Annotated in this window: 24 protein-coding genes; 15 read left to right on the forward strand and 9 right to left on the reverse strand. The window is 55.4% G+C overall.

What is annotated here, in order from left to right; translation table 11 throughout:
* Positions 1 to 17: 17 nt before the first annotated feature.
* The gene (locus tag LOS79_RS31220) at positions 18 to 920 is read right to left on the reverse strand and encodes a LysR family transcriptional regulator (RefSeq protein WP_315414857.1); all 903 of its coding nucleotides are present in this window, start codon (positions 918 to 920) and stop codon (positions 18 to 20) included.
* Positions 921 to 1,317: 397 nt separating this feature from the next.
* Here LOS79_RS31220 and LOS79_RS31225 point away from each other — a divergent pair, with 397 nt between their 5' ends.
* The 5 genes from LOS79_RS31225 to LOS79_RS31245 all read left to right on the forward strand — a co-directional run bounded on the left by LOS79_RS31225 (position 1,318) and on the right by LOS79_RS31245 (position 6,159).
* Positions 1,318 to 1,773 carry a chemotaxis protein CheX gene (locus tag LOS79_RS31225; RefSeq protein WP_315414858.1) on the forward strand — a complete coding sequence of 152 codons (456 nt, stop codon included), beginning with the start codon at positions 1,318 to 1,320 and terminating at the stop codon, positions 1,771 to 1,773.
* A gap of 28 nt (positions 1,774 to 1,801) precedes the next feature.
* A complete protein-coding gene (locus tag LOS79_RS31230) occupies positions 1,802 to 2,578 on the forward strand; it encodes an SDR family NAD(P)-dependent oxidoreductase (RefSeq protein ID WP_315414859.1) in 777 nt (258 codons plus the stop codon).
* Between the two features lie 129 nt (positions 2,579 to 2,707).
* Positions 2,708 to 4,264 carry a DEAD/DEAH box helicase gene (locus LOS79_RS31235; RefSeq protein WP_315414860.1) on the forward strand — a complete coding sequence of 519 codons (1,557 nt, stop codon included), beginning with the start codon at positions 2,708 to 2,710 and terminating at the stop codon, positions 4,262 to 4,264.
* Positions 4,191 to 4,937 (forward strand): ABC transporter ATP-binding protein, encoded by a 747-nt coding sequence (locus tag LOS79_RS31240; RefSeq protein ID WP_315414861.1) that lies wholly within the window; start codon positions 4,191 to 4,193, stop codon positions 4,935 to 4,937. Before LOS79_RS31235 ends, LOS79_RS31240 begins: the two co-directional genes overlap by 74 nt.
* 1 nt (position 4,938) lies before the next feature.
* Positions 4,939 to 6,159: an ABC transporter permease gene (locus tag LOS79_RS31245; RefSeq protein WP_315414862.1), complete on the forward strand. Its 1,221-nt coding sequence runs from the start codon at positions 4,939 to 4,941 to the stop codon at positions 6,157 to 6,159.
* A gap of 179 nt (positions 6,160 to 6,338) precedes the next feature.
* Here the strand turns inward: LOS79_RS31245 and LOS79_RS31250 are convergent, their stop codons facing one another.
* Together LOS79_RS31250 and LOS79_RS31255 are read right to left on the reverse strand one after the other, a co-directional pair.
* A complete protein-coding gene (locus tag LOS79_RS31250) occupies positions 6,339 to 6,449 on the reverse strand; it encodes a YjcZ family sporulation protein (protein WP_238652264.1) in 111 nt (36 codons plus the stop codon).
* 139 nt (positions 6,450 to 6,588) lie between these two features.
* Complete coding sequence (locus LOS79_RS31255; RefSeq protein ID WP_315414865.1) at positions 6,589 to 7,449, reverse strand: helix-turn-helix transcriptional regulator; 861 nt, start codon at positions 7,447 to 7,449, stop codon at positions 6,589 to 6,591.
* A 133-nt stretch (positions 7,450 to 7,582) separates the two neighbouring features.
* On the opposite strand from LOS79_RS31255, the gene LOS79_RS31260 reads away from it, so the two are divergent.
* Positions 7,583 to 8,794: an MFS transporter gene (locus LOS79_RS31260; protein WP_315414866.1), complete on the forward strand. Its 1,212-nt coding sequence runs from the start codon at positions 7,583 to 7,585 to the stop codon at positions 8,792 to 8,794.
* A gap of 82 nt (positions 8,795 to 8,876) precedes the next feature.
* On the opposite strand, the gene LOS79_RS31265 is transcribed toward LOS79_RS31260, so the two are convergent.
* Both LOS79_RS31265 and LOS79_RS31270 read right to left on the reverse strand, forming a co-directional pair.
* A complete protein-coding gene (locus LOS79_RS31265; protein ID WP_315414867.1) occupies positions 8,877 to 10,178 on the reverse strand; it encodes an aminotransferase class I/II-fold pyridoxal phosphate-dependent enzyme in 1,302 nt (433 codons plus the stop codon).
* Positions 10,179 to 10,237: 59 nt separating this feature from the next.
* On the reverse strand, positions 10,238 to 10,813 hold the full coding sequence (locus LOS79_RS31270; protein WP_315414868.1) for a hypothetical protein: 576 nt from the start codon (positions 10,811 to 10,813) through the stop codon (positions 10,238 to 10,240).
* A 255-nt stretch (positions 10,814 to 11,068) separates the two neighbouring features.
* Here LOS79_RS31270 and LOS79_RS31275 point away from each other — a divergent pair, with 255 nt between their 5' ends.
* A complete protein-coding gene (locus LOS79_RS31275; protein ID WP_315414870.1) occupies positions 11,069 to 11,854 on the forward strand; it encodes a helix-turn-helix domain-containing protein in 786 nt (261 codons plus the stop codon).
* Between the two features lie 88 nt (positions 11,855 to 11,942).
* A complete protein-coding gene (gene gpmA / locus LOS79_RS31280; protein WP_315414871.1) occupies positions 11,943 to 12,692 on the forward strand; it encodes a 2,3-diphosphoglycerate-dependent phosphoglycerate mutase in 750 nt (249 codons plus the stop codon).
* A 64-nt stretch (positions 12,693 to 12,756) separates the two neighbouring features.
* Here gpmA and LOS79_RS31285 read toward each other — a convergent pair whose 3' ends face one another.
* Positions 12,757 to 13,662 (reverse strand): ketopantoate reductase family protein, encoded by a 906-nt coding sequence (locus LOS79_RS31285; RefSeq protein WP_315414872.1) that lies wholly within the window; start codon positions 13,660 to 13,662, stop codon positions 12,757 to 12,759.
* A gap of 146 nt (positions 13,663 to 13,808) precedes the next feature.
* On the opposite strand from LOS79_RS31285, the gene LOS79_RS31290 reads away from it, so the two are divergent.
* The gene (locus tag LOS79_RS31290) at positions 13,809 to 14,360 is read left to right on the forward strand and encodes a TetR/AcrR family transcriptional regulator (RefSeq protein WP_315414874.1); all 552 of its coding nucleotides are present in this window, start codon (positions 13,809 to 13,811) and stop codon (positions 14,358 to 14,360) included.
* A 148-nt stretch (positions 14,361 to 14,508) separates the two neighbouring features.
* On the opposite strand, the gene asd is transcribed toward LOS79_RS31290, so the two are convergent.
* Together asd and LOS79_RS31300 are read right to left on the reverse strand one after the other, a co-directional pair.
* Entirely contained in the window at positions 14,509 to 15,300 is a 792-nt protein-coding gene (gene asd / locus LOS79_RS31295) for an archaetidylserine decarboxylase (protein ID WP_315414876.1), read from the reverse strand.
* Positions 15,301 to 15,391: 91 nt separating this feature from the next.
* Positions 15,392 to 16,486 carry a YheC/YheD family endospore coat-associated protein gene (locus tag LOS79_RS31300; protein WP_315414878.1) on the reverse strand — a complete coding sequence of 365 codons (1,095 nt, stop codon included), beginning with the start codon at positions 16,484 to 16,486 and terminating at the stop codon, positions 15,392 to 15,394.
* Positions 16,487 to 16,769: 283 nt separating this feature from the next.
* Between LOS79_RS31300 and LOS79_RS31305 the strand changes: the two genes are divergently transcribed.
* The 5 genes from LOS79_RS31305 (at position 16,770) to LOS79_RS31325 (ending at position 25,109) form a co-directional block, all read left to right on the forward strand.
* Positions 16,770 to 21,536, forward strand: a complete 4,767-nt coding sequence (locus tag LOS79_RS31305; RefSeq protein WP_315414879.1) for a WIAG-tail domain — start codon at positions 16,770 to 16,772, stop codon at positions 21,534 to 21,536.
* A 252-nt stretch (positions 21,537 to 21,788) separates the two neighbouring features.
* Positions 21,789 to 22,622: a glycosyltransferase family 2 protein gene (locus LOS79_RS31310; protein ID WP_315414881.1), complete on the forward strand. Its 834-nt coding sequence runs from the start codon at positions 21,789 to 21,791 to the stop codon at positions 22,620 to 22,622.
* Positions 22,622 to 23,596 (forward strand): glycosyltransferase family 2 protein, encoded by a 975-nt coding sequence (locus tag LOS79_RS31315; protein ID WP_315422546.1) that lies wholly within the window; start codon positions 22,622 to 22,624, stop codon positions 23,594 to 23,596. Before LOS79_RS31310 ends, LOS79_RS31315 begins: the two co-directional genes overlap by 1 nt.
* Positions 23,593 to 24,330 (forward strand): glycosyltransferase family 2 protein, encoded by a 738-nt coding sequence (locus LOS79_RS31320; protein WP_315414884.1) that lies wholly within the window; start codon positions 23,593 to 23,595, stop codon positions 24,328 to 24,330. Before LOS79_RS31315 ends, LOS79_RS31320 begins: the two co-directional genes overlap by 4 nt.
* A 47-nt stretch (positions 24,331 to 24,377) precedes the next feature.
* Complete coding sequence (locus tag LOS79_RS31325) at positions 24,378 to 25,109, forward strand: sugar phosphate nucleotidyltransferase (RefSeq protein WP_315414885.1); 732 nt, start codon at positions 24,378 to 24,380, stop codon at positions 25,107 to 25,109.
* A gap of 126 nt (positions 25,110 to 25,235) precedes the next feature.
* On the opposite strand, the gene LOS79_RS31330 is transcribed toward LOS79_RS31325, so the two are convergent.
* Positions 25,236 to 25,763, reverse strand: a complete 528-nt coding sequence (locus tag LOS79_RS31330) for a GNAT family N-acetyltransferase (protein WP_315414887.1) — start codon at positions 25,761 to 25,763, stop codon at positions 25,236 to 25,238.
* A 721-nt stretch (positions 25,764 to 26,484) separates the two neighbouring features.
* Between LOS79_RS31330 and LOS79_RS31335 the strand changes: the two genes are divergently transcribed.
* A complete protein-coding gene (locus tag LOS79_RS31335; protein ID WP_081751236.1) occupies positions 26,485 to 26,778 on the forward strand; it encodes a nucleoside-diphosphate sugar epimerase in 294 nt (97 codons plus the stop codon).
* Positions 26,779 to 26,780: the final 2 nt, after the last annotated feature.

Below are 26,780 nucleotides of genomic sequence, written 5' to 3' on the forward strand. Positions count from 1 at the left end.
GCTATTTACACGGCAGCTTATTCCGAGCCGATGAACTGGGTTTCGGGCATCCCCTTCAGGTCGCTCAGAAACTGCCTCATCGCTGAATTGACGTACTTCCCGGACTTCGTAATGACACCTACGGGATGGGTAACCTCCAGTTCGATAATCGGGACGATTTTGAGCGTGCCGCTGCGGACTTCGGCGGTTATGGACTGCTTGGAGATGACAGCTGCCCCAAGATCAAGCTCAACCATGCGCTTCACTTCCTCGCTGCTGGTCAGCTCCATGATCACCTGGGGCTGGATGCCGTGCCTCGCAAGCACCTCATCGACGAATTTCCGTCCGACTGTGTCCGGCGAAAGCAGGATCAGCGGTGTTTTGCCTAATGCTTCAATTCCCGCTGACTTGACCTGGGCAAGGGGATGCCGGGGGGAGACCACCAGCTCAAATGTGTCATAATACAGCACGGAGGTCGTCATACCCGGACTGCGGCCGATCAGATAGCCGATGCCGACATCAACCAGCCCGCTTTCGACATGCTGATAGATCTGGGAGGAGGACATGGACGAGATCGATGTTTTGATATGCGGGAACTGGTCCTGGAAATAAGACAGAATCCGCGGCAGGATCTGAATGGCAATAGAGGTCGTCGTACCGAGAATAATATGCCCCTGGGGATTCTCCTCGAGATCCGCAAGACGCTGCTTAAGCTCTTCAACGATTCCTACGATCTGCTCTGCATGCGTGAGGAACACCCGGCCCCTGTCGGTCAGTGTTACCGGCTGGTTCCGGTCAACAAGCTGGGTCTTGAATTCTTCCTCGAGACTTTTGATCTGGGCTGATACCGCAGGCTGGGTCAGGTTGAGCAGTTCCCCAGCCTTACGGAAGCTCATGGTCTTGGAGATGGTAATCAGTGTTTCGAGTTGGCTGATGTTCATGGACATTCCCCCTAATGGCTACCGGATGGTGCCGCCGTATATTTGTATATGCTGATCAAAGCAGCTGTTTTAAAGAGGATGTTTGTGCATGGGCCTGCTTCAGAAGGTTGGAGCCGGTACTGCGGACGATGGGCAGGGAATAGGGAAAGTGAGTGTCAATGAGTGCTGTACCCGAGGGTTGTGCGCTATATAACTTACGCTTCATGTCGGTATTTTATTAAATTATAGGAGATTACTCCCGGGAGGGCAATGCAGCCGTCCAAACTATCTTGTGAAATCATTCGACAAGACCATTAATTTTTGGTGAATAATGCCGATATATGAAGTATAATTAATCATTATTGCTTAGGACTTTTGGTGTATGACTAAAGCCTGGTCAAGGGGGGACAGCACTTTCATGAAAGCAGAAGTAATTAATCCGTTTCTAGAGTCTGCGCGAATTGTAATTGAACAGGTGATTCAAGTCTCGCCATCCACCGGTATGCTGGGAGTTAAGGATATTGAACTGATCGATAATCATATATGGATACAGGTGGGAATGACAGGTCAGCTCAGCGGGAATATTATTTTCGGAATAGCCGAACAGGTGGCGCTTAAGATGGTTTCGGCGATGATGGGCGGCTATGCCATTACCGAAATGGATGAGATGGGCCAGAGTGCAATTTCTGAGCTGGGCAATATGATCAGCGGCAACGCCAGTACTATCCTTTCCAATCAAGGGGTGTCGGTAGACATTACCCCGCCGAAGCTGGTGAAGACAGAGGGCATGTCTGTACTGCCGCGCAAGGCGCTGAGCATTCCGCTGCTGATGGAAGGTATCGGTGAGCTGGATATTCAGGTTATGATCTCATAGGCGGATAATCAGGAGCTGAGAAGATTTCATGGCACTACAGGGTAAAGTGGTTGTGATTACAGGAGCTTCGAGCGGAATCGGTGCCCTAACGGCGCAGATGCTCAGCCAGCGTGGGGCTATCCCCATTCTGCTGGCCCGTTCGGAAGACAGGCTGCAGGAGACGGCTGCCGGAATTCCGGGCGAATACGGGCTGTTCGTCTGTGATGTGACGGATGAAGCGGCGGTTGACGGTGTATTCAAGTCGATTGTTGCCCGCTACGGAAGAATCGATATTCTGCTTAACAATGCCGGATACGGCAAGTTTGCCGGTTTCACCGAGATGGAATCCGGGGAATTCGCGGATATGATGGATGTGAACTATATGGGAATCGTCCGCTGCACGAAGGCGGTAGTTCCGCATATGCTGGAACGCGGCAAGGGTCAGATTGTAAATGTGGCCTCCATGGCCGGCAAAATCGGCACAGCCCGCTCGGTTGCCTATACGGCTACCAAACATGCGGTCCTCGGCTTCACCAATGCGCTTCGCCAGGAGCTCCGCAAGAGCGGAATTATTGTCTCCGCCGTTAACCCCGGACCTATCGCTACCGAATTTTTCAAGACCGCCGATCCTTCTGGCAACTATGAGAAAAGCGTAAGCCGGATCATGATGACTCCGCAGTATGTCTCTGCAAAGATTGTGCAGCTGATGGAAAAGGGCAAGGAGGAAGTCGATCTTCCCCGCCTGGCCGGCTTCGGGATCCGGCTGTACGGACTGTTCCCGCGTCTCGCGGATAAGCTGACCTATAACGCTATGAACAGGAAATAGGTGTAAGCAGGCAAGCTGCATAGGACTTTATGGCTTGAAAATTGGAATTTGCGGCCTTCCATTTGGTGGAGAGGCCTTTTTGGCATATAATGAACATATTATCTTAAGCGAAAAGGATGAACTACTATTATGAATAAAGCTTCTTTTGCAGCCATCGGCATTCAGGAAGATCTTGTTGCCCGATTGTCTGAATTCGGCATCACCGAACCATCCCCGGTCCAGGAGCAGACGATCCCGCTTCTGCTGGCGGGCAGAGATGTGCTGGCCGCCTCCCAGACAGGAACAGGCAAAACGCTCGCTTACCTGCTGCCGCTGCTGCAAGGGATCAATCCGGAGCAGAAATCGCTGCAGAAGCTGGTGCTGGCTCCGACCCAGGAGCTGGCGATGCAGATTCTCCGCGAAGCCGAGCGCTACGGGGAGCACCGGGGAATCAAAGCGATGGGGCTGATAGGCGGAGCCGCAGTCAAACGCCAGATTGATAAGCTGCGCGAGCATCCCCAGCTCGTTGTCGGCACACCGGGACGCATCCGGGAGCTGATCGGCCTGCGCAAGCTGAAGATGCATGAGGTGACGACGATCGTGCTGGATGAAGCGGATCAGATGTTCCAGCTGAGCGGCGCCGGTGAAGTAACGAAGATTGTCAGCAGTGCACTGCGTACCCGCCAGCTGGTCATGCTGTCGGCCACCATCGGACCGGAGACTAGGCTGCTGGCAAACCGGGAGATGAAGAATCCAGCGGAGGTGGGCATTGATCCCGGCATGATGACCGCGCATACGCTTGAGCATCACTATGTGGTGGCTGAGGAACGGAACAAAATCGATATGCTGCGCCGGGTCATCCGCCACTACAAGCCGGAGCGGTCGATTGTGTTCGTGAATGCCACCGACGATATTGCCGAAGTGACGGCCAAGCTGAACCATCTCGGCCTTCCGGCCGCAGCGCTGTACGGTGATGCCGATAAGGTTACGCGGGCGAACGTGCTGGCCCGCTTCCGGGACGGCAAGATCAAGGTGCTGGTCGCCAGCGATGTGGCGGCCAGGGGCCTCGACATTGAGAATCTGACGCTTGTCGTCAGCTTCGATCCGGCCTTTGACTCCGAGCACTATGTCCACCGTGCCGGACGGACGGGGCGCATGGGCAAACGCGGGCTGTCCGTAACGATTGTTACGGAGCAGCAGACGTTCATCATGCGCAAATTCGCCCGCGAGCTGGATATCCAGCTGGACGAGCGGGAGATGGCCTTCGGCAAAGCGCTCACGGAGAGTGAGCGCGGTGAATACCGCGGCGGCGGGGGAGCAGCCCGCCGCGAAGGCACTGCCCCGCGCGGCAGCGAAGCTGCGCCGCGCAGCGGCAAGCCGCAGGCGCGGACCTCGGCGGCTGGCACAGCCGGGGGAGCAGCGGCGCAGCTCCGGCACCGCAGCCGGGCGCAGCGGCTGCCGGCGGTAACGGCGGCGCGCGGCGTGAGCCGCAGCACCGCCCGGGCATCGCCGCCGGCACGCGCAGCGCGGCTCCGGCCGGCAAGGCCCGCAGCAGCAGCGAGCGGGATAAGGACCGCAAGAACAAGGGAGCCCCGAAATGGCTCAAGAACAAAACCCCGAGAGGTGACGGTCAATGAATACAGCTCCCGTATTGCAAATTACGGGCTTAAGCGGAGGCTACAGCCTGAACAAGCCGGTGCTTCATGACATCGGCCTGCAGGTGCAGCCCGGCGAAATGGTCGGGCTGATCGGACTGAATGGTGCGGGCAAAAGCACCACCATGAAGCATATTCTTGGACTGATGTCCCCGCATAAGGGCGAGATCACCGTCCAGGGCAAGACGCGCAGCAGCGATCCCGAGAGCTATCACAGCGCATTAACCTTCGTGCCGGAATCACCTCTGCTCTATGAAGAGATGACCGTCCGGGAGCATGTTGAATTCACTGCCAGAGCCTACGGCGTGGAGCGCAGCGATTATGAATCGCGCACCGGCCAGCTGGCCGCACTCTTTAACATGGAAGACAAGATGGATACCCTGTCCTCCCATTTATCCAAGGGCATGAAGCAGAAGGTGATGATTATGTGCGCCTTCGTGGCCCGTCCGGCGTTATATGTAATCGATGAGCCGTTTCTGGGGCTTGATCCGCTGGGCATCCGGTCACTGCTTGATTTCATGCTTGATCTGAAGAAATCCGGGGCGTCGATCCTGCTCAGCTCACATATCCTCTCTACCATCGAGAACTACTGTGACCGGTTCATTGTCCTGCACCGCGGAATGGTCATCGCGGAGGGAACCCTCGCCGAGATGACCGCAAAGGCCGGGCTGCAGGGCCTCAATTTGGAGCAGCTGTTCTATGAACTGGTTCAGGGAGGGAAATGATATGGATTTGAAGGAGCTGCGCCGGCAGCGGCGCAGCCGGTTCACAGGAAGCCTGATTCCCTATATGGGGTATATCATCCAGAGTGGTGTAGCGATGGTGTTCCTGCTGGTGCTGATCATCTTCTCCGCCTGGTACACTTCACTGCTGCGCGATATTCCGGCAGGGATTCCGATCCGCTGGATCATGCTTGTTCTGCTGGTGCCTGCGGCGGTGCACAGCAGCTTCCGGACTTATCTGCAGACGCCGGATACGATCTTCCTGCTGCCGCAGGGCCACCGGATGAAGGAGTATTTCGCCCCGTCCTGGATCAGCGGCAATGTGTGGAAGATTCTGCGGCTGGCTTTTGTACTCATTACGTTATGGCCGCTGTACATACGCACGGACGATGCCCATAAGGGACTGCTGGCTTCGCTGCTGGTCCTGATCCTGGTCAAGCTGCTTGCCAGCTACGGGTTATGGCGGGAGACGGCGATGCTCTCCCGTCCGGCTGCCGCAGGCTACCAGCTGCTGCGCTGGGCCGTGGGTGCCCTGATGATTGCCGCCTGGATCTGGCAGCCTTCGCTCCGGGCTATCCTCTTCAGCTTAATTCTGGGAGCAGCCTACTGGGTGGCACTGGCTGTTCCCGGCCGGCATTCCGTTCCGTGGGAACGCCTGATCACTATGGAGAAGAATCAGGGAACACGGGCGCTGATGGTGCTCGGCTGGTTCGTCGATGTTCCGGGACGGGAGCAGCGGGTCTACGCCCGGCGTTACCTGTCTAAGTGGGGACGCGGAATTGCCTGGCAGCGCAGCAGCGCTTACCGCTTCCTCCTGACCAAGAGCTTCGCCCGCGGCGACATCTTCGGCATCGTGCTGCGGATAGCCGTTCTGGACCTGTTTCTCGTCTGGTGGAACCAGGCCAGCTACACCGGCAGCGGTATCTATATATTCTTCCTCTTCCTGATGGGCGTGCAGCTGTCAGCGCTGCGCAAGCTGCACAGTGAGTCCTTCTGGCTGACGGTGTACCCGCTGCCGGAGGGCAGCCGGAGCAAGGGGACGATCCGGTTTATTTACCGGGCCCAGCTGGTGCTGGCCCTGCTGACCGGCCTGCCGCTTCTGCTTCAGCTCGGCAGCCGGCCGTTGCCGGTGCTCGGAACATTTGCCTGCGGGTTCCTGCTGGCCTATCTGTTCCGGGCCTACTCCACGCGCAAGGACGCGCAGCTGGATGAGGATGACCTGTAGCATCCGCAAACAAATGACCTCAAACTCCGCCTGGCGCGGTGCTTGAGGTCATTTATGTTTTGCGGGGGTATTTTACAGGGCGCTAACGGCCCTTACGAATGCCGCATGGAGCAGGGAATGCTGTAACTCGGGGAGTGGGGAGAGAGCGCGGGGCTCCCTCCGGACAACTCAGGTCCCGGTTAGACAAAGAGTGAACGGCTGATGATAACCAGCAGGATAAAGAGAACCAGAATCGCACCAGTACTTGTGAATGGACCGTATCCGTATCCGCCTCTAACTTCTTCGCTCATGTTCATTCCCCTTTCGCGTTTGTGTTTGTTGTACTTGAGTACATCGTATTGTATGTGCGGAGGGAACAACGTGTATAGGCCATTGCCATACAGCAGGGCAAAAAAAATCAGCCCGGCCGTCCGGAGCTGATTATTTGCGTCATTCCTTGTTGTATATACCAGGCGTATGACTATTACGAAATTTGCTGGGGGAGATTCCGATCACTCTGGTGAACAAAATAGAGAAGTAGTTGGGATTGTCGTATCCGACCAGCTTGGCTACCTCCCAGATCTTCTTATCCGTTGTAGCAATCAGCCTCATCGCTTCTCCCATCCGGCGCTGAATTAAATAACTGATGGGGGCGATACCAAAGTTATTCTTAAACATGTGGACCAGGTAATAGGAGTCAATGTGAAATAGCTGTGCCAGACCGGTAAGAGTCAGCTTTTTTCTGTAATGGATATCTAAATATTCTTTAATTTCGCTGGCTAATGAAGCTTTCTGCTCTTTCTCCGTCCGGTTCTGCAAGAAAATCATTCGTTCAAGCAGCAGCAGGATAGCTTCCAGCAAATGCTGGGAGATCAGCTGATACCCTCTGTTCCGCAGGGAGAATTCATTGAACAGGGCTTTCATCAGCACCGAGAACTCCTCTGAGAAATAATTAGGACGGATTACAGGCTCCCGCTCTCTGGGTATGAGCCAATCCCGCTGCTCCGACACCGGGGGGAGGAAGCGGAAACCGCAGGAGTAGGTGACCAGCGGATCTTCGGGATTGGACTGCTCCTGATGCAGAATGCCCTGATTATAGATGAGAATATCCCCTTTTCGCGCAGTATACTCCTTGCCGTCAATGACAAAGAAGCCTTCCCCGTCTTCAATGTAAATAATCTCGTGCAGATCATCGTGCTTGTGAAGCGCAAATTTCCATTCCGGATTATCCCTCACTGTACCTGCGTAGATTAACTGGCAGTTGAATGCCCCCGTATTTAAGTTCATCAGTGAATCCGCGCTATCCTTCATGTCAATCCTGCTTTCATCTTTAGTTCCGCAATATATATCATTATTTGCTCAAAGGCAGCAATAACCTTTATTGTTGCCCGGAGGGTTTATTTATAAAATTAATTCAAAAATAGGATAATGGAGAAAATGAAACATGAAAACAGTAAACGAACGCGGTCTGGTTTTTGCTTTTACATTTATGGCCTTTGTACTGGGAACAACTGAGTATATCATCGTCGGCTTGCTGTCCGAAATTGCGGCTTCTTTGCAGATCACACTGGCGGTTGCAGGCAGCCTTGTTTCGGGGTTTGCCATCGCTTATGCAGCCGGAACGCCAGTGCTGATGGTGCTTATAGCCCGGTTTCCGAAGAAACAGACGATTCTGGCGGCCATTTGTCTGATTATTCTGTTTAACCTGTTAAGTGCAGCTTCAGGAACTTACGGAATGATGTTATTTACCCGGGTCGTCACCGCCGTGCTGTGCGGACTAGCCATCTCTCTTTCCTTGTCGGTGGTAAGTGAAATTGTGACTCCTGCCCGCCAGGGGCGTTCCGTCTCTTATATTCTTGGGGGGTTCGGAGTCGCTAATGTACTCGGTGTACCTGTCGGCACCTTTGTAGGCCAGCATTTTGAATGGCAGGCTGCCTTTATTTTAACGGCATTGCTCGGCGGGTTAGCCTTTGTGTTTAATCTGTTTGTCATTCCCGCCCATCTGCAGAACCGCAAGGGCTCCCTGAAGAAGCAGCTAAGCCTGTTAACGAACGGCCGTATTCTGCTCGCTTTTCTGATTCCGGTATTCGGGACTGGGGCGGTGTTCAGCATCTATACGTATATAAGACCGGTAATGGATAAAGTAATGTCGATTCCCGTGACCTCGGTAAGCTGGATTCTGCTTGGATATGGCCTTGCTACTATATTCAGTACATGGATCGGCGGCAGAATTGCTTCCGGTAATGCTCTGGGCAAATTAAGAATTGCCTTTCTGATTCAGATGGGTGTCTACATCCTGTTCTTCTTTGCTGCACCTGTTCCCGTTCTCGGGGTAATCTTTCTGATACTCAGCGCGTGCATGTCCAATATTCTGAATGTTACTGCACAGCTATACCTGATTGAGCTGGCTGTAGAGCAATCTGCTGAGGCCCGGGATTTTGCCGCTTCACTGAATCCGGTGGCAGCCAATACGGGAATCGCAGGCGGGTCAGCCATCGGAGGCTTCGTAGTGGCCACGAGCGGCTTATCCGCATTATTCTGGACGGCCGCTGCGATTGCCCTGGCCGCCTTCGCGGTTACCGCAATCAGCTACCGGCTGAAGCGCCGCAGTAAACCTCTGCTGATGCATGAAGAAGCCGGCCAAGTGTCTGCTTGACCGGCTTTATTGTCAGGGTACGATAAAGAATAGGTGTACTCTTCAGCTTACAATTTACAGCTTACTTGCACTCTATACAGAATCAGGCTTTCTCCAGATCACGGATGCCGGCATAGATCAGATCGAACAGATCCTCCAGCTGGTCCTCCTCGATACAGGAGAAGGCCACGCGCAGATCGCTCTCGCCGAGGGCGATGGTGCCGAGGCCGTAAGTATGAATCAGGTGAAGCCGCAAATCTTCAGCCGGTACGGTAAGCAGCTTCAGGCACATGAAGTACCCGGAGTTGAACGGATAGTAGGTCCAGACATCGTCGCCGTATTTGCCGCTGTCCAGCAGCGCCTTCACTTTGTTGGCCCGGCCCTTCATGATCTGGAATTTCTCTTCCTTCTGCGCGGCGAACTCCGGCGCTTTCAGGGCATCGAGGACAAAGGTCTGTGACGGATGTGCTCCGCTGGAGATGGTGGCCCGGATAATGCCGAGTGTTTTCTGCTCCAGGGCAGCCAGCAGCTCCTTGTTCTCGGAAGCATAAGTGATGAAGCCGACGCGGAAGCCCCAGACAAATTCCTCTTTGGTGGCTCCGTCAATCTTGACCGCCAGCACGCGCGGGTGCAGACCGGCCAGCTTGCCGAACAGCGATTCCTTCAGGGAATCCTCGAAAAAGAGTCCGAAATAAGCATCATCGCTGACCACCACGACATTAATGCCTTCTTCGGCGGCACGCAGAATGGCAGCCACGATAGCGTCGCCTTCCTGGGCACCCGGTGTATAGCCGGTCGGGTTATTCGGGAAGTTAAGCAGGACAATCGCTTTGCCGCGGTCCTTCTGGGACAGCAGCGCATCCAGCAGGCCGTCGCTGTTGAAGCTTTGATCCTCGGCGAACAGCGGGTAATTCACAGTTTCAGTCAAACGGCGGATTCCGAAGGTCAGCTCGTAATTCTCCCAGTTTTTGTCCGGATAGATGACAGCATCGCCTTGTTCCGCGAACAAATCGGCAACTATGCTAAGCCCGTGGGTCAGGGCATTCGTTACAACAGGATTACTGAAGGATTTGCCTTCAAGCGACGGGTTCTCGCGCAGCATCTTCTCCCGCCATACGGTGCGCAGCTCAGGTTTGCCTGCCGGAGGCGCATAGCCGTAGAGGTCCTTGGGGCTGTAAGCGGAAAGCTTATCCTGGATCACACCAAGATGCATCGGAATGCCCTTCTCGGTGGCAATACCGATTGTTGCATTGTACTTCTTGGCATGAGCTGTTGCTTCTGCGGATTGGCTCAGAATTCCCTCTTTGGGGAAATAGATGGCCTTGCCGAGATTAGAGAGCATATCATACACATGTTCATTGCCTGCCTTGATGCTGTCGTTCAATTGTCCAGCCAGTGGATTCATCAGTTTCATCCTTCCGGTATTCTTCTGGGATATATACGCTAACATTGCCTAACATTATATCACCGTGCACTGCCGCCGTCACTGAGGAAAGCCTCGTTTTCATAAAATGTTTTGGAAGGGGCCGGAGGCTCCTCCCAGACCTGAACCTCTATATAACGCTCGGGGCCGAAGGCGCCGGTGGCGTTCCAGTGCTGCGGCAGCCCGTATTCCCGGATGAGGCCGCGGATTTCCTCCAGCGTATATACCTGGCCCCTGTAAGGCTTGCCGTCCGGGTAACGCATAGTGGGGAAGAGGTCGCCGTAGGTAAAGCTGATCCGCTCCGGGGAAAAGGCCGTTACCGGAATCTTCAGCACGCGGCCATCCGGATACCAGTCCAGCAGCCAGGGGCAGCTGCCGAAGGTCATATAATGCGGCTGCTGCCGGAGCGGCCGGCCGCCTTTGGCAATGAACATGGCTCTGGCGCGTTCCTCCAGCCCCCGGCGGATCTCCAGATAGTCCGGAGAGCGCTTGCTCGCAAAGCCTTTATTCTGCTCCCGGATACCGCTCAGCACCGACTCTGCGGCTGCGGGGGCGAGGTCCGAGAGATTCCGGAAAGGCCCGGTAGATTCATCATAATAGTGATAGAGACAGTCCATCTGCTTCCCGCCATTCCTGTTTAATTAACTATACTTTAGCATCTGCGGATGCGGCGGGGAAGATGTACAAACGGGAACCTGACAAGGTATTATGAAAGGTAAGCATAACGTGTATACTTAACGGGGAAAAAGGAATAATCCGCAGGCTTACCGTGAAATGCTCTGTTACGCATTAATCATATGCTGTTTCCGCGGCAGATTGTGCACACAATACTCCCGGAGGCTACGCTCATAATAGTTATAGGAGGGAAACGTATGCTGCATGCATCGCCATCCTCGTTTGTCATTCTGCCTGCACTGGCGAAGATTGTCTGTGAACCGGGCTGGAAATGGCAGAAACGGGAGAAGCCGCTGCAAAATTATGATTTGTTCTATGTGTGGAGCGGGGAGGGGACCGTTGTACGCAATGGCGTTCCGTATCAGGTTGGCAAGGGAAACTGCTTCCTGTTCCGTCCGGGTGACCATACCAGCGCTACCCACAATCCGCAAAAACCGCTTGTCCTTACATATATTCACTTCGATGTTGCCGAAGAGGTGACGGATATTCCGGCGCCTTACCATGAGCTGAGCGAGACTGTAGAGTTCGAGCATCTGCTGGCCCGTTACGTCAGGCTGTTCCTTGTGCAGACCTATGCCGCTGAGGAGGAGGGCCGCCTGATTCTGAAGCAGCTGATGATCCATCTGCTGCGGCAGGATCAGGTCATGCCGGTCGAGCGGCATGTCAGCAACCAGCTGGCTGAGGTGATTCATGAGGTCGCCAACTATGTCAGCCAGCATCCCGGTGCGGCGCACCGGGTAGAGGATCTGGCCGCCCGCGCCGGACTGTCGCCGCGTTACTTCTCGATCAAGTTTAAGGAGATTACCGGCTCATCGGTCCAGTCCTATGTCATCCGCACCCGGATTGAACGGGCTCAGCATCTGCTGCTGTATGCAGGCATGAATGTGACCGAGGTGGCGGATGCGCTTGGCTACCGGGATATCTTCTTCTTCAGCCGCCAGTTCAAGCAGCACACCGGCAAAAGCCCGTCGGAGATCCGCTGAGACCCCCTGAAGTTGAAGCGGAAGCCCGGCTGTGACAAAATATAAGTATGAAGCAGCTAAATACACATGCGGGAGAGGGAGATAGCTTATGTACGAAATAGTACTGATACGGCATGGAGAGAGTGAATACAACCGGCAGAATCTGTTTACGGGCTGGAGTGATCCCGATCTGACGGACAAGGGTGTGGAAGAGGCCAAGAAAGCAGGCAAGCTGCTGAAGGATGCGGGGTATACGTTCGACCTGGCTTTCGCCTCCGTGCTGAAGCGTTCCATCAAGACACTGAATTATGTGCTGGATGAAATGGATCTGCTGTGGATACCGGTGCAGAAATCATGGAAGCTGAATGAGCGCCATTACGGTGCGCTGCAGGGACTGAGCAAGTCGGATACCGCGTTAAAATACGGCGAGGAGCAGCTCCATATCTGGCGCCGCAGCCTGTCCGTCCGTCCGCCGCTGCTTACACCGGATGATCCGCGTTATGCCCGCCATGATATACGCTATAAGGAAGTCCGCCCCGGCGATATTCCGCGCGGGGAGAGTCTGGAGGATACGGTGCACCGGGTCGGAGATTTCTGGGGCAACCGGATTGTGCCGCTGATCCGCAAGAAGGAGCGGGTGCTGATCTCGGCGCACGGCAACACGCTGCGGGCGCTGATCAAGTACATGGAGGATATGGATGAGACCGAGCTGCTTGATCTCAACATTCCGACCGGTGTTCCGCTGGTTTATAAGCTGGACGATGATGTGAAGCCGATCAGCCGCTTCTATCTCGGCGAACCGGAAGAGGTACAGGAGAAAGCCCGTGAGGTGGCCAATCAGAGCAAGGTCACGGAGTAGCTGCCCGCGGTTCCAGTGATTTGCGATTCAGCCCTGCAGAATGATCTGCAGGGCTTTTGGATATTTACGTGACCCCATTTTGGCTTAAAAATTTCGATAGATCCTTATTAAGCTGCACAATTTCCTTGTTTGCATTATTCGCATAAGCCGGCAGAAGCATATCCTTAACCATATTAGTCCGCAGCCATATCATAAAGAACAAATCCAGAATCAGGTTTGGACATAGAAGCACAAATTTGAATACAGATGGATTAATGGCAACGCCCGCCTTTTGAATTTTCTTTAAATACGTTTTTAAAGTGACTGTGATTTGGTGTGCCGTTTTCCGGGTTCTGGCTGTTTTTTCGTCAATGATCTTATGTCCAGCATGTAAACTGCCAACGAGTGCAATGTCCGATACTGAATGTGTGATTAGATACGCCTTCATATCCTTATGAATTGAGCAGGGGAGCTCTGCTGTTCTAAATAATTTTGTGAGGTTTTCTACACGTTCTGTCACTACACCGTTTACTTCACCAAACACAGTAGCCACCAGAAACTTTGGCGGAAACCGGGCATACAAAACCTCCTTTTTAATCTGTCCGCCGGCACCCGGAAAAGCCGGTAACAGCCTGTTTCCCACAATGTCCTGCCACGCAGAGAAGCCGATTGAATTATTAGTCATTGTAACAATGGTTTTGCTCTGATTGTCTTTTAGCGCTGGCAATGCGGATCCGGCTTGATCGTAACGCACGGTAACGAAAATAAAATCATATACATCATCATTTTCAAGTGTATCAATAACCTTTACTTTCAAAGATTTAACCGTACCTTTGTCGTTATACTGCAGGCCCTTTTCCTGCAATGTTCTAAATCTGCCGGAACGTGCAAACAGGGTGACGTCAGTCCCTGCCTCCATGAATTTGATTGCGTATGCGCTCCCTATCACACCTGCGCCAAAAATTAAAATCCGCTGCTGTTTCCCTGACATGAAAATCACCCCTGTGTTTTCTTCTTTTCTCTTGACTATCAGACAACGTGTTGTATGATGTGATCATAAAGCTTTACTATCCCTTCATCAACCAGCAGATTCTCAGGATTTGTCGGATGGTATCCTTGTTTGCATAGGAGTATACAATGAAAAAGCAGCCCGAAATTACGGATAAAACAAGACGGATTTTTATAGGTGTTTTTTGTGAGTTATATAGTCAAAAGCCGATCGAAAAAATCTCGATTCAAGAGATTGCGAATAAGTCGGGGTATAACCGCAGCACATTTTATCAATACTTTACGGATATCTACGATTTGCTGGACTTTGTTGAAAATGATTTATTGAACTACATCAAAGAAGGTTTGGCGGATAAAGAGCTGTCAACCTACACGGTGCAGAATGCGCTTCATTGTCTGGAGGATAAAGAACATTTCTCGGCGCTGCAGGCCCTTTTGGGCGATTATGGGAGCATCCGTTTTCTGGAACACCTGAAAAGAGAAATGACCCTGGATAGCCTGGCATTGAACTTTCCGCAAAATGATCCCATCACGCCATACTTAATTGAGTTTCACATCTCCACATCGCTTTCTTTATTCCGGCTTTGGCTTCAGCGGGAGAAGGATTTACCGCCGGAAGAATTTTTCAAGCTGATGGATAGCCTGTACACAACGGGGGTAACGCCATATACTAAAAAATAATTTGGCTCAGGGTGCATTCCAATGTGCTATGGCTGGTATATAATAAAAACCCCGCTTAAGGTACACTCACGTGTCCTTAAGCGGGGTTTTGTCTTTCCTATGGTTTCATCTTATGTGGATTCGTCTGAAACGGGATACGGCTAGTCTCTTAAGTAGCCCGCCGCATTTCCCCCAGCAGACTGCCCATCTTCACCTTGGTATCTGCTTTAAGGCCGGGAGCCGGTGTAAAGGTTCCGCTCTCCAGTAACAGGACTACGGTGGAGCCGAATTCGAAATAGGCCAGATCGTCACCCCGCTGCCACTCCCGGGCAGCTTCATCCGTATAGCGGATGCTGCTCACATTCATTGCGCCAACCTTGACTACGGCTGCTTCTCCGCAGCTGCCGGCAATATAAGTAATCAGCCGTTCGTTGCGGCTTAGTACAGTCTTCATGTTCCGCATTCCGAAATCATTCACGGGATAGGCGCGTCCGCGGATATAATCACTCTCTCTCAGCTGGCCGGTCAACGGTGAATGAATCCGGTGATAATCGGTCGGACTCAGGTAAAGGACGAAAAAGTAGCCCTTCTTATACAGCTCGAGGTGAGGTGAATGATTGAGCAGCTCTTCCAGGGTGTAATCCTGCCCCTTCACATTCATGATCGTACCGCAGTTAATCTCGCCCATCGCAGTAATCATAGCATCCACAGGACTTGCTACAGTGTGGTCACCGCTTGCGACCGGGCGCATTCCCGGCTTCAGGCGGCGGCTGAAGAATTCATTAAGTGTACGGTATTCTCCGGCAGTTTTCTCCGCCTCAGCGGCCGGAATATGGTAAGAACGAATAAATACCGGGATCATAAAACGGCTGATTCTGCTGTGGGCAAAAGCACCCATTAACCGGGACAGCCATCTGTATGAGGATAGCTCGGTCATCAGCCGCAGCAATTGTTTAACCATGCCCATCTCCCTTCCATCATGCAGGGGTACGGTTCCTGTGCCAGGGACCTCCACCCGCTCTGCATTATATTGACATAGAATAGGAGACAAATCAATAAGAGTTATGCATTGCGGCAGCTTCATACAAGTACCTGGCATAACCCATGGGCCGGCGGTAGCTGTCTTTCCAGAGCCCGTCAAGTCCGGCTTTGCGGAAGCCGTAGCGCTGGTCGCGGCCGTTACATTCGATGAAAAAAAGGCGGCCTGTGTCCGTAATGCCGATGTCCAGCCCGATGTCGGCCAGCCCCGGGAGGCTCTGCTCCAGTTCCCGGGCAACTGCGAGGCTCAGGGTAAGAACGGACATGCGCAGCTGTGCTGCCGCCTCCCCTGGAAACGCCTGCTCCAGGGCGAAGGAGGAATTCAGTGCTTCACCGCCTCTGGCAATATTCGAGACGAAGCCGCCCCGCGCAGCCAGCTTGGCGAACATGCCGGTCACCTGCCACTCTCCGCCCCAGCCGCGCTGCACACTAACGCGCAGGTCGAAAGGGCGTCCGCTGATCTCGGCCAGCGGTATTCGCTCCTGCACCAGATAAGGCACCGAGGTGAGCCTTGCGCGCAGTGCGCCGGGGAGAACCTCGCGGTCCACAGGAATGGTGAACCAGCGTTTGGAGCCGGAAGGGGAATAGCTGAGCTTCCAGCGGCGCGTGCTGCTGCGCTTCAGCCGCATTACCCCGTTACCGACGCTTCCCCGGCAAGGCTTGAGGATGAGGTCCTGGCAGCTCTCCATCATCTCCCGCAGCCCGGAGAGGCCGGATTTTGTAGCGGGCAGATGCATACGCAGTTCCGGGCTCCGCTCCAGAAGACCCTGTATCTGGTCCTTGCCGTAGCGGTTGCAGATATTGTATACCTGAATTCCTTGCCGGAGCAGCCGCTCTGTCCCGCTGCTGCCCGGATCATAGATAGCCCGGTTATGAATAACCTCCGGTGTCGGGATGACCACCTTCTTGTATCCTTGAGTACCCTTTATATAGGCCCTGCTGTAGCCGGTCTGCGTATCGATGTCGGACAGCTTCAAATAGCAAGGGGTTAGTCCGTATGCGGCGGCGGCCTCTTCATAATTGGCCAGAGATTCCTGTCCGGTTTTTAACCGGGGAACGCCCCCGTGCACAGCGGCATTTAGCAGTATTCCAACGAGCTTTTGCCCCATGTTCGTTCCTCCCGTTATCTGTAAGTGGCTTCCCGCCTGCTTCCCGTCTCCTGTCATTGTATGTTTGTACGTGCTGCCGGGGGATGGACGGATGCGCGGCGGCAGATGCCCTTTTTTTAGAAAGATCAGAATTTATACAATTGTGGTCCCGCAAAGCTGCTGAGTAATCCGCAGGGCTAAAGCCTGATTTTGTAGGGAGATCACCCGGGCAAATGGTGTCATCCGCCTATTCCACTGCATATGATGCCTAGAAGAAACAACAGATGGAAGGAGGAGACTGCTTGTGAAGAGCTCCAGAAAAAATCAGCAGCGCAATGCCAATGCCAAGAAACGGCTTTATTATGTGGATGATCCCAATAAGACAGAACTTAGCATGCTGAGAAGCAGTCCCAAAATACTTGAGAGTACAGAAGCCGCTGCAGCTCAGGCGGCAGCTGCGAAAGAAGAAACGATACAGGTTAGCGGTGTAGGCACGCTGGAAGCAGCAGAAGCGGCCCCGCAAACACAGCCGGAACAGGAAACTGTAGCAGAAGCGGCGGCCGAAGGGCCTTCCCTGCCGGAAGAAGAAGTGACTCTGATCCAGACAACAGTGCCCGCCCCGGTGCCCGCTCCTGTGGAAAAGGAACGACTTCAGCCGGTATACACCGATGATATCTCCGATGCAGCTGTCACCGGTGCCAAAATTGCGCCGCGTACCATTGACGGCTCCAAGCTGAAGTTCGGCAGTATCGGCACGCCCTGGCTGCAGGATTATGCCGTGCAGAGCATTAATATTGCGGATAAGGCAGTGACTTCGGCGAAGATTGCCCCGGAGTCCGTCTCCGGCGAGCATCTGGCGGAGAGCAGCATCAGCGGCGGCAAGCTGCTGGATCATTCCATCGGCGGTGAAAAGCTTAAAAACGGCAGCATCGGACCGGAGAAGCTGGCTGACCGGATCATCGGCGGAGGACAGATCGCAGACGGGGCAATATCCAGCCGTCATCTCAGCGAGTTCATCATTACCAGCGATCTGCTGGAGGAAGGCGCGGTTACAGGCGAGAAAATTCTCAGCAGCAGCATACTCAGCCGCCATCTCGGCAATGGCAGCGTGGACCGCTCCAAACTGGCGGATGAAGCGGTGTCCGGCGACAAAATCGCCAATGGCGAAATCAGCAGCGCTAAGCTGAGCGATGGGGTGATCGAGAGCCGCCACCTGGGGGACGGTGTTATTACCGCCAAGCATCTGGCGCCGGGGGCAATCGGCCGGGAACAGCTGGCTACGCGGCTGATCGGCAAGGAGCAGCTTCAGCCCGGTATTATTGACAGCGCCCATCTCGGGGACGGTGCAGTAGGCTCGCGGCAGCTTGGAGACAAGGCAGTACGCAGCCAGCACTTGAATCCGGAAAGCATCAATGCCGGCCATATTGCGGAGGGGGAGATTAACGGGCGGCATCTGGCCGACCGCAGCATTTCCTTCGTGAAGCTGACTGAAGGGGCGGTAGGCACTGCGCAGCTGGTAGAACAGGCAGTAACCTCCTCCAAAATTGCTGACCAAAGCATTCTGTCCCATAAGCTGGCCGATGAGGCAGTGACTACACGGCATATTGCCAAATCTGCTATCCGCGGGCCTCAGCTTGCGATGCAGGCAGTCACTTCGGCCCATTTACAGCGTGAGTCTGTTGATCATACCCATCTGGCCGAAGCCTCAGTTGGTTCTGCACAGCTTCAGGAGCAGGCTGTACTCACTGCTCATCTGGCTGCAGGTGCCGTGACAGAAAACCAGCTGGCCTATGAGGCGGTTACCGGCGAGCATCTCAGCCCGCACAGTGTCACTTCTGTTAAACTGGCGGACGGAAGTGTTATTTCCGCCAAGCTGGCAGCGGGAGCAGTTGGCGGAAATGCGCTTGCCCGCGAAGCGGTAAGCGGTGAGCATATCGCTATCTGTGCCGTAGAAGAGAAGCATCTCTCGGACGGAAGCATCAGCGGGCGTGTACTCCAGGAAGCGGCAGTAGATGCAGAGCATCTGGCTCCGGGAGCCATAGAGCGCCGTCATCTGGGTGAGAACAGTGTGACGGCCTCTGCCCTGCAGGCCGGCTCGGTATCTGCGGATAAACTGGCGACTGGCGCGGTCAAGGAGATTCATCTGGCTGCCGGCGCAGTCCAGCCGCATCATCTGGCCGATCATGCCGTCACTTCATTGAAATTATCGCCGGAGAGTGTCTCAACGGATAAGCTGGGAGATCTGGCGGTTACCTCTGTCAAGCTGGCGGACGGCAGTGTGGAGAGTGTGAAGCTGGCTGCGCTTGCCGTGCAGACGGAGCATGTCTCTGCCGGGGCTATTACTGCCCAGGCTATAGCGGATACGGCGGTGCAGGGCAGACATCTCGCGCCGGGCAGTGTCGGCGGAGCCCATATCCGGCCGATGTCAATCGGCAACGGGCATATCATCCCGAGCTCCGTCTCCTCCATTCAAATCCAGGATGGAAGCATCGGTGCCGCCAAGCTGGCGGATGGTGCAGTTGCCTCGCGCCATCTGTCTGCCGGAAGCATCGCAGGGTCTCATCTGGCCGATGGTGCAGTGTTAAGCCGTCATATTGCAGACGGTGAGATTACACTGGCCCATCTGGCTGAAGAGGTACGAAGCAGTGACCTGCTCCCGGACGGCAGCATCGGAGCCGATAAGCTGGCTGAAGGAGCGGTGAACGGCGGCCATCTGGCCCCGGCAAGCATCGAAGGCATTCATCTGACGCCGGAGGCGGTAACCGGGCTTCATATCGGCAGCGGAGAAATTACGCTGGCCCATCTGGCTGACGAAACGCGCAGTGCAGAGCTGCTTCCGGACGGCAGCATCGGCGGACAGAAGCTGGCAGCACAATCCGTGGGCCCGGATCATCTGGTCCCCGGAAGTGTATCAGGCAGCCACCTGGCTGCGGACAGTGTAGACAGCCGCCACATCCGTGCCGGCAGCCTCTCGCTGCAGCATTTTGCGAAGGGTGAATGGACAGCTGAGCTGCTGGCGGACGGCAGTGTCAGCGGCGACATGCTGGCCGCCGGAGCAGTGAATTCTTTGCATCTGCAGCCGGAGAGCATCTACGGTGAGCATCTCGTCGGCGGCAGCGTGCAGGAAAGACATCTGCGTGCGGGGATCATCAAGCTGGCGCACCTGGCGGAAGAGACCCGCAGCGCGGAGCTGCTGCCGGACGGCAGTATCGGAGGCAGCAAGCTGGCGGAGGGTGCCGTAGAGCAGCGGCATCTGCGCAAGGGCAGTATCACGCTTGCCCATCTGGCGGAAGAGACCCGCAGTGCAGAGCTGCTGCCGGACGCCAGCATTAGCGGCAGCAAGCTGGCAGAGGGGGCTGTGAATGCCTTCCATCTGGCACCGGGCAGCGTATATGGGGGACATCTGGCACAGGGTGCGGTCGGCAGCCGTCATGTCCGGCCCGGCAGTATTACGCTTGAGCATCTGGCGCTGGAGACGCTGACTGCGGAGCTGTTGCCCGATGGCAGCATTCACGGCAGTAAGCTGGCCGGAGTATCCGTAAGCACGGAGCATCTGCAGCCGGAGAGCATTCACGGCAGCCATCTTGCCGACGGGATTATTGAGCAGCGCCATCTGCGCAGCGGCAGCATCACGCTCGCGCATCTGGCACAAGAAACCCGCAGTGCAGAGCTGCTGCCGGACGGCAGCATTGCCGGAAGCAAGCTGGCTGAAGGTGCAGTAGACGCTGTTCATCTGGCACCAGAGAGTGTATATGGCGGACATCTGTCAGAAGGCGCAGTAGAGGGCCGTCATATCGCTCCCGGCAGTATTGTGCTTGAGCATCTGGCACCGGGAACGCTGACCTCGGAACAGCTGCCGGACGGCAGCATCGGCAGCGGCAAGCTGGCTGCCGGAGCGGTGAGTGCCGAGCACCTGCAGCCGGAGAGCATTCACGGCAGCCATCTTGCGGATGAGGCTGTCGGCGAGCGTCATCTGTGTGCAGGCAGCATCAAGCAGGGCCACCTGGCGGATGGAGTAATTGAGGAGCGTCATCTGCGTGCCGGCGTTATTAAGCAGGAGCATCTGGCGGACGGAGTGATTGAGGAGCGCCATCTGCGTGCCGGCAGCATTAAGCTTGCGCATCTGGCGGAAGAGGCCCGCAGCACAGAGCTTCCGGATGGCAGTATCAGCAGCAGCAAGCTGGCAGAAGGTGCAGTAGATGCCTTCCATCTGGCGCCGGAGAGTGTCTATGGGGGACATCTGGCCCCAAGCGCGGTGGAGGGCCGTCATGTCCGGCCCGGCAGTATCACGCTTGCGCATCTGGCGGAAGAGGCCCGCAGTACAGAGCTTCCGGACGGCAGTATCAGCAGCAGCCAGCTGGCAGAAGAAGCGGTGGGTGCGGAGCATCTGCAGCCGGCAAGTATTCACGGGAGCCATCTGGCCGATGGAGTAATTGAGGAGCGCCATCTGCGTGCCGGCAGCATTAAGCTGGAACATCTGGCGGAGGAGGCCCGCAGCAGCGGAGCGCTGCCGGACGGCAGTATAACTTCAGCGCAAATAGCCGCAGGAAGCATTGGAACAGAGCAGCTTGCAGCCGGAGCTGTAGGAGCGGCGGAGCTTCAGGATGAAGCGGTGGATGGTTCCAAAATCACCTCATTCGCTGTGCAGTCCCGCCACCTGGAAGAAGAAAGCGTGCAGGGCTATCACATAGCATCCGGTGCGGTTACCGGCGAGCATATTGCCCAGGGCTCGCTGACTGCAGAGCACCTGTCCTTCAGTCCGGTACAGAGCGTGGGGAACCGCGAGGTGCTGCAGCAGTTCGGCATGACGGCGTTTATGTTCACCGGTACCGTGGAGAGTGTAGATGTAACGGTAGCCTTTGACGAAAGCTTCGGCCATACCGGGTATGTGCTCGTTGCCATGACCAACCAGCCGTTCTTCCATGCTTCATTAAAAAGCAGAGCAGGCAGTGAAGCAGTCATCCAGGTAAACCGGCTGCGTGATACACCGCATTTCTACGGGGTGTTGTCATGGATTGCCATCGGTTCACCGCTCGTGAAGCCTTCTACGGAACGCCGCGCTTTTGATTAAGCCGGGAAGAAAGAATGATATGAATCTGGCGCAGCCGTCGGCTGCGCTTTTTTCTTGTGATATAAGCACAGCTGCGGGGGAAGGCTGGCAAGCCCGCTGCGGATGTGAGCAGAGGAAGAGAGATGCCCGGGCGGCATTTGTCCAATTATGCAGGGCAGGGGAGACACTTGCCGTTACATGGGACGGACGATTACATAGACTGTGTTGTAACCCTCAGCCCGGAAGCAGCCCTGGAAGGAAGGTGGATGAGCAATGAAGCATAAACGAACATCAGCCCGCCGCACGGGGCGGCGGGGATCCCGGACGATAATCCGGCCGGTGCGGTCTGCTGCGCCGCTGCCTGCGGTGAATCATCCGGAGCCGTATGTGTCGGTCATCATTCCTGCTATGAATGAGGAACGGACGATATTAGGAGTGATTGCCGGAGCCAGGGGTGTACATCCCCGCTGTGAGGTTATTGTGGTTGTAAACGGTTCTGCTGACCGGACGGCAGACATTGCGCGCTCAGCGGGAGCGGATGTAATAGTGTATGAACAGCCGCTCGGACATGATGTCGGGCGAAGTGTCGGTGCATCAGCGGCCAAAGGAGAGATCCTGCTGTTTACGGATGGAGATCTGGTCATTCCCGCACCGCAGCTGCGCCCGTTTGTAAAGGCGGTCGGCGGCGGTGCGGATATTGCCTTGAATGATTATTCCGGTCCGGTGCGCAGCAGTATTCCGCACCCGGTAGTGTTATCCAAGCATGTCCTGAATCTCCTGCTCGGACGGTCCGATCTGAAGGGCTGTTCACTGACGGCTGTTCCTCATGCGATCAGCCGCAGGGCACTGGATATGCTGGGTACTCCCCTGCTGTCCCGGCCCCCGCTGGCCCATGCCCGCGCTGTACTGGACGGATTGCAGGTGACCGCGGTGCGCGGTGTGCCCGTGGGCAGGATGAATGCAGTGCGCCGGAAGTCAGGCGGCAGTGACCCCTTGAAGGAGGTCATCCTCCTGGACCATCTGGAGGCGGTGGCCTTGCTGCTGGAGCGCCGGGGCCAGCGTGCCGGCTTCAGTGACGGGACCCGCCGAAGGGAGATGGTCAAGTGATGGCAAAGATATACCGGACAGTGCCGGCCGCACCGGCCCAAGACAGAAGATCTGGCGGCAAAGGCCCGGCCGTCCGGAAACAGGCTGCCCGACGGCCGGTTGGCAGCCGGGCGGCCGGGAGCCGCAGCAAGCGGGCAGCGGCAGGCCGCCCGCTGCGCTCCCGGACCCGGCAGGCTGCCGCATCCGGCCGGGCAGTGTTGGCCTTTCCGGCAAGGCGCGGCGCCTTGTCGGTAATTATCTCGGCAAGGAACGAGGAACGGACCTTGCCGAAGCTGCTGGAGCAGGTGACGCTGCTCCAGCCGCTGGAAATTATCGTAGTGCTGAACGGCTGCGACGACCGCAGCTTCCAGCGCACCCGGCTGTGCCGCCAGGCGACCGTTATTCATATTCCGGAGTCTGCCGGACATGATGTAGGGCGGTCGATCGGCGCCAAGCTCAGCCGGGGGGATATCCTGCTTTTTCTGGATGGCGATATGAGTATTCCCGCCCGGCAGCTTGCAGGGTTTGTGACGGCAGTGGATGGCGGAGTCGATGTGGCGCTTAATAACCTTGACCCGCTTCTGCCTTCCTTCGGCCTGAGTGATGCTGTTACCCGCTGTAAGCTGTATTTGAACAGCGCCCTCGGCCGGAGTGATCTCGGAGCCAGCTCCATGACGGCTGTACCTCACGCTTTGTCCCGCAGGGCACTGCAGGTCATCGGTTACCGGGAGCTGATGGTTCCGCCCAAAGCGCAGGCTATTTCAATCCTGAGACAGCTGCGGGTGGAGAAGGCGGGTGCAGTCGATGTGATTAAGCATAACCGGCTGCGCCAGGGCAACACGGGGACCGGAAATGCTATGGAGCAGCTGATTGCCGGTGACCATGCGGAAGCTCTCGTCCAGGTTCTGGAACAGCACCGGACCGGGGTGCAGCTCTCCGAGGCCCATCTGCTGGAGCAGCGGCGTCAGCTGGCAGCCTGGAGGAATGCTTTATGACGCTGACCAGTATTATCATTCCAACATATAACAGGCTTGGGCTGCTGCGCTCCTGTATTGAATCCATCCGGGAGCATACGGGCTCGCCCTATGAAATTATTGTGGTTGATAATGGTTCAAGTGACGGTACGGATGCCTACTGCCGCGCCAGCAAGCTGACCTTCATCTCGCTTCCGGAGAACCGCGGCTTTCCGCTGGCCTGTAATATGGGACTGACGCTTGCGGCAGGCGATGAGCTGCTGCTCCTGAACAACGATGTTATTGTGTCGAAGGGATGGCTGGATAACCTGAAGCGCGCCTTGTACAGCGCCCCGGATATCGGAATTGTCGGGCCGGTAACCAATTATGCCAGCGGGCGGCAGCAGGTGCAGACCGGGTATGCGGATATTGCGGGTTATCATGCGGAAGCCGGCCGGGCCAATGTCCCGGATGCGGCGAAATGGTCAGAGACCCGGAGGCTTGTAGGGCTGTGCTTTTTATTCAAAAGACAACTGCTGGATGCTATCGGCCTGCTGGATGAACGGTACTCGCCGGGACATTATGAGGATGATGATTACTGCTACCGCGCGCGGCTTCAGGGCTACCGGCTGCTGATTGCCGGAGATTGCCTGGTGCACCATGAAGGCAGCGCCAGCTTTAAAGAGGTTTATCCCGCTTCACTACAGGAACTGGTAGAGCGTAACCGCAGGGTTTTTATCGAGAAATGGCATGTGGACCCTGCGATATTCATCTGAGGCACCTGGCCGAAGGCTAAAGACACAGATAAAAGGGAGGAAAGTAAGTGAAAGGAGTCATACTCGCGGGCGGAACAGGAACAAGACTTTACCCGCTCACCCGGCTTATGAACAAACATTTGCTTCCGGTCGGTAAATATCCTATGGTGTGCTATGGTATTGAGCGGCTGCGCCGGGGGGGTATAACCGATATTCTCCTGGTCATCAGCAAACAGTCTGCTGGGCAATACACCGACTTTTTGGGCAGCGGGGCGGAATTCGGCGTATCCCTGACTTACAAAATCCAGGAAGCCGCAGGAGGCATCGCCGAAGCGCTTGAGCTGGCGAAAGGATTTATTTTGCCGGGGGAACGGTTTGTTGTGCTGCTTGGTGACAATCTGTTTATGGATGATCTGAAGCCTTATGTGGAGAGTTATCTGCAGCAGCCGGAAGGAACGGCGAAGGTGCTCCTGAAACCGGTCGATGATGCGCGGAGGTACGGGGTCCCGGTGTTTGACAGCAGTGATTCCTCGCTCATAGCGTACATCGAAGAGAAGCCGGAGCATCCGAAGACGAAGTTCTGCGTTACCGGGATCTATATGTACGATGAGGCGGTGTTCGATATCATCCTCCGGATCTCGCCTTCCAAGCGGGGGGAGCTGGAAATTACCGATGTGAACAATATTTACGCCGCAGACCGGAAGCTCAGCTATGATGTGCTTAAGGGCTGGTGGAGCGATGCGGGAACCTTTCAGTCCTTGCGTGAAGCCGGTGACAAGCTTAAAGATACGCTGCCCTGAGGGGCGGCGTTTTTTCTGTATAGCGGGAAGGGGCTGCTGCACACCGTTTATGCACGGAGACCGTCTTAACTAAGCCGGCCTCCGTGCGTGCTTGAGCTGGAGCTGAAGCTGAGGTTGGAGCTTCTATCACCCAGCCTTCACCGGCCGGGCAATCCTCCACCAGAGGAGATCTTCAGTCTCGCGGTACAGCTCAGCGCCCAGATGCTGCAGGACGCGGTGCGAGGCTATGTTATCCTTCTCAGTATCTGCTATGATCCAGTGCGCTTCCGGGTGGCTGAAGATCCAGCGGCTGATCCCCTGCAATGCTTCGGTTGCATAACCTTGGCCCCAATCCCGCTCATCGATGACGTATCCGACGATAACTTCGCCCTGTTCATTCGGGGTCCCTTTGAGGATGAGGAAGCCGATAATCCGCTGCTCTTCCCGGTGTATAATAGCCCAATTGGTCAGCCACGGGCAGTTCTTCTCGTCCTGCAGGACTTTGGTACGCCGTATCCGCATGACGTACTGCATCTCTTCATCATCCAGCAGTGTCCCGTTTGTGGTAACCTTTAAGCCCAGCGTCTGCTCCAGCTCTGCATAATTCTCTATAGCTAAGGCCAGTTCAGCAGCAGCCAGCGGCCGCAGATCCAGGCGGTTGTCTGTAAGTTTCATAGAATGCCCCCGTTTCTAAACGATAAGATACATAGTAAACCATAATGTTTGCCGGATAGATTCCGATCTGGTATTTACATTTTAACCCAGCATAGTCCCGGGGCCAGCTTTTTGTCAATCTCCCTCAGCGGTTCTCTTTGTTGAGAGAAAGCTGCCCCCCCTGAGGATGCTATTGCCGCTCTGCCTAGTGTGTAATAAGCCGTACATCTGCCGCTCGCCGCCGCTATATGAAGGAAATAGTTGGATTTTCTACACTTAAATATCTGGATTTCCCTTCACTTCCGGAAATAAGTGGATAAATGACATCTATATTCTCCTCTATGCCTGATAATGCTCAATTATGGTCTGAATAAGTGTTGTTTTTCCAACTATTTTCATAAGGAACCTATAATACCAATGAAATAAGTGACGTTTTTCCAATTATTTCCGGTTAGGTCCTAGAATGTAACCACCATAACGCCACATGCCGCAACTCCACGCTGCCAACGCCAGTCCCATCCCCGCCAACCATAACTCCAAGTTACTAACGCCCGCCCGAGCTCTACGCACGTCTACATCCTATGCTGACAACCCCATCCACCACTACCGCCGCCGCAACACCCCCCCCCCCCGCCCTCATCCGTCCACTCCCCTCATTCCCCTCCGCAACTTGCGGAGTTTCTCCGGCACCGTCACGGCTGATGCCGCATATGCTGTAGCAGGGCGTTTGAGCAAAGGAGACATGAAGGTGCAGAGTAAAATAACGAAAGTCCTGCAGCACATGGCCCATACGCACGAACAGATGGCACGGATTCTCGACGCCGAACGCCACGTAGCCGTCCGTATGTCGCAAATAGTCCACGATCTGCCGGATGCGGACCCTGATTTTGGCGGATTCAGTGGGCTGGTGGAAAGCTCAGGTCAGGTTAACAAGAACATTATTGCTTACCTCAACGCACTTGCCGATCTTGAAGAAGCGATGGCTGAGGGAGTAGGCAGAGTGATCAAGGAATTAAACGGCCAGGAAGAAGAGTAAGG

It is taken from the genome of Paenibacillus sp. MMS20-IR301, from assembly GCF_032302195.1.
In the GTDB taxonomy this organism is placed as follows: domain Bacteria; phylum Bacillota; class Bacilli; order Paenibacillales; family Paenibacillaceae; genus Paenibacillus_AQ.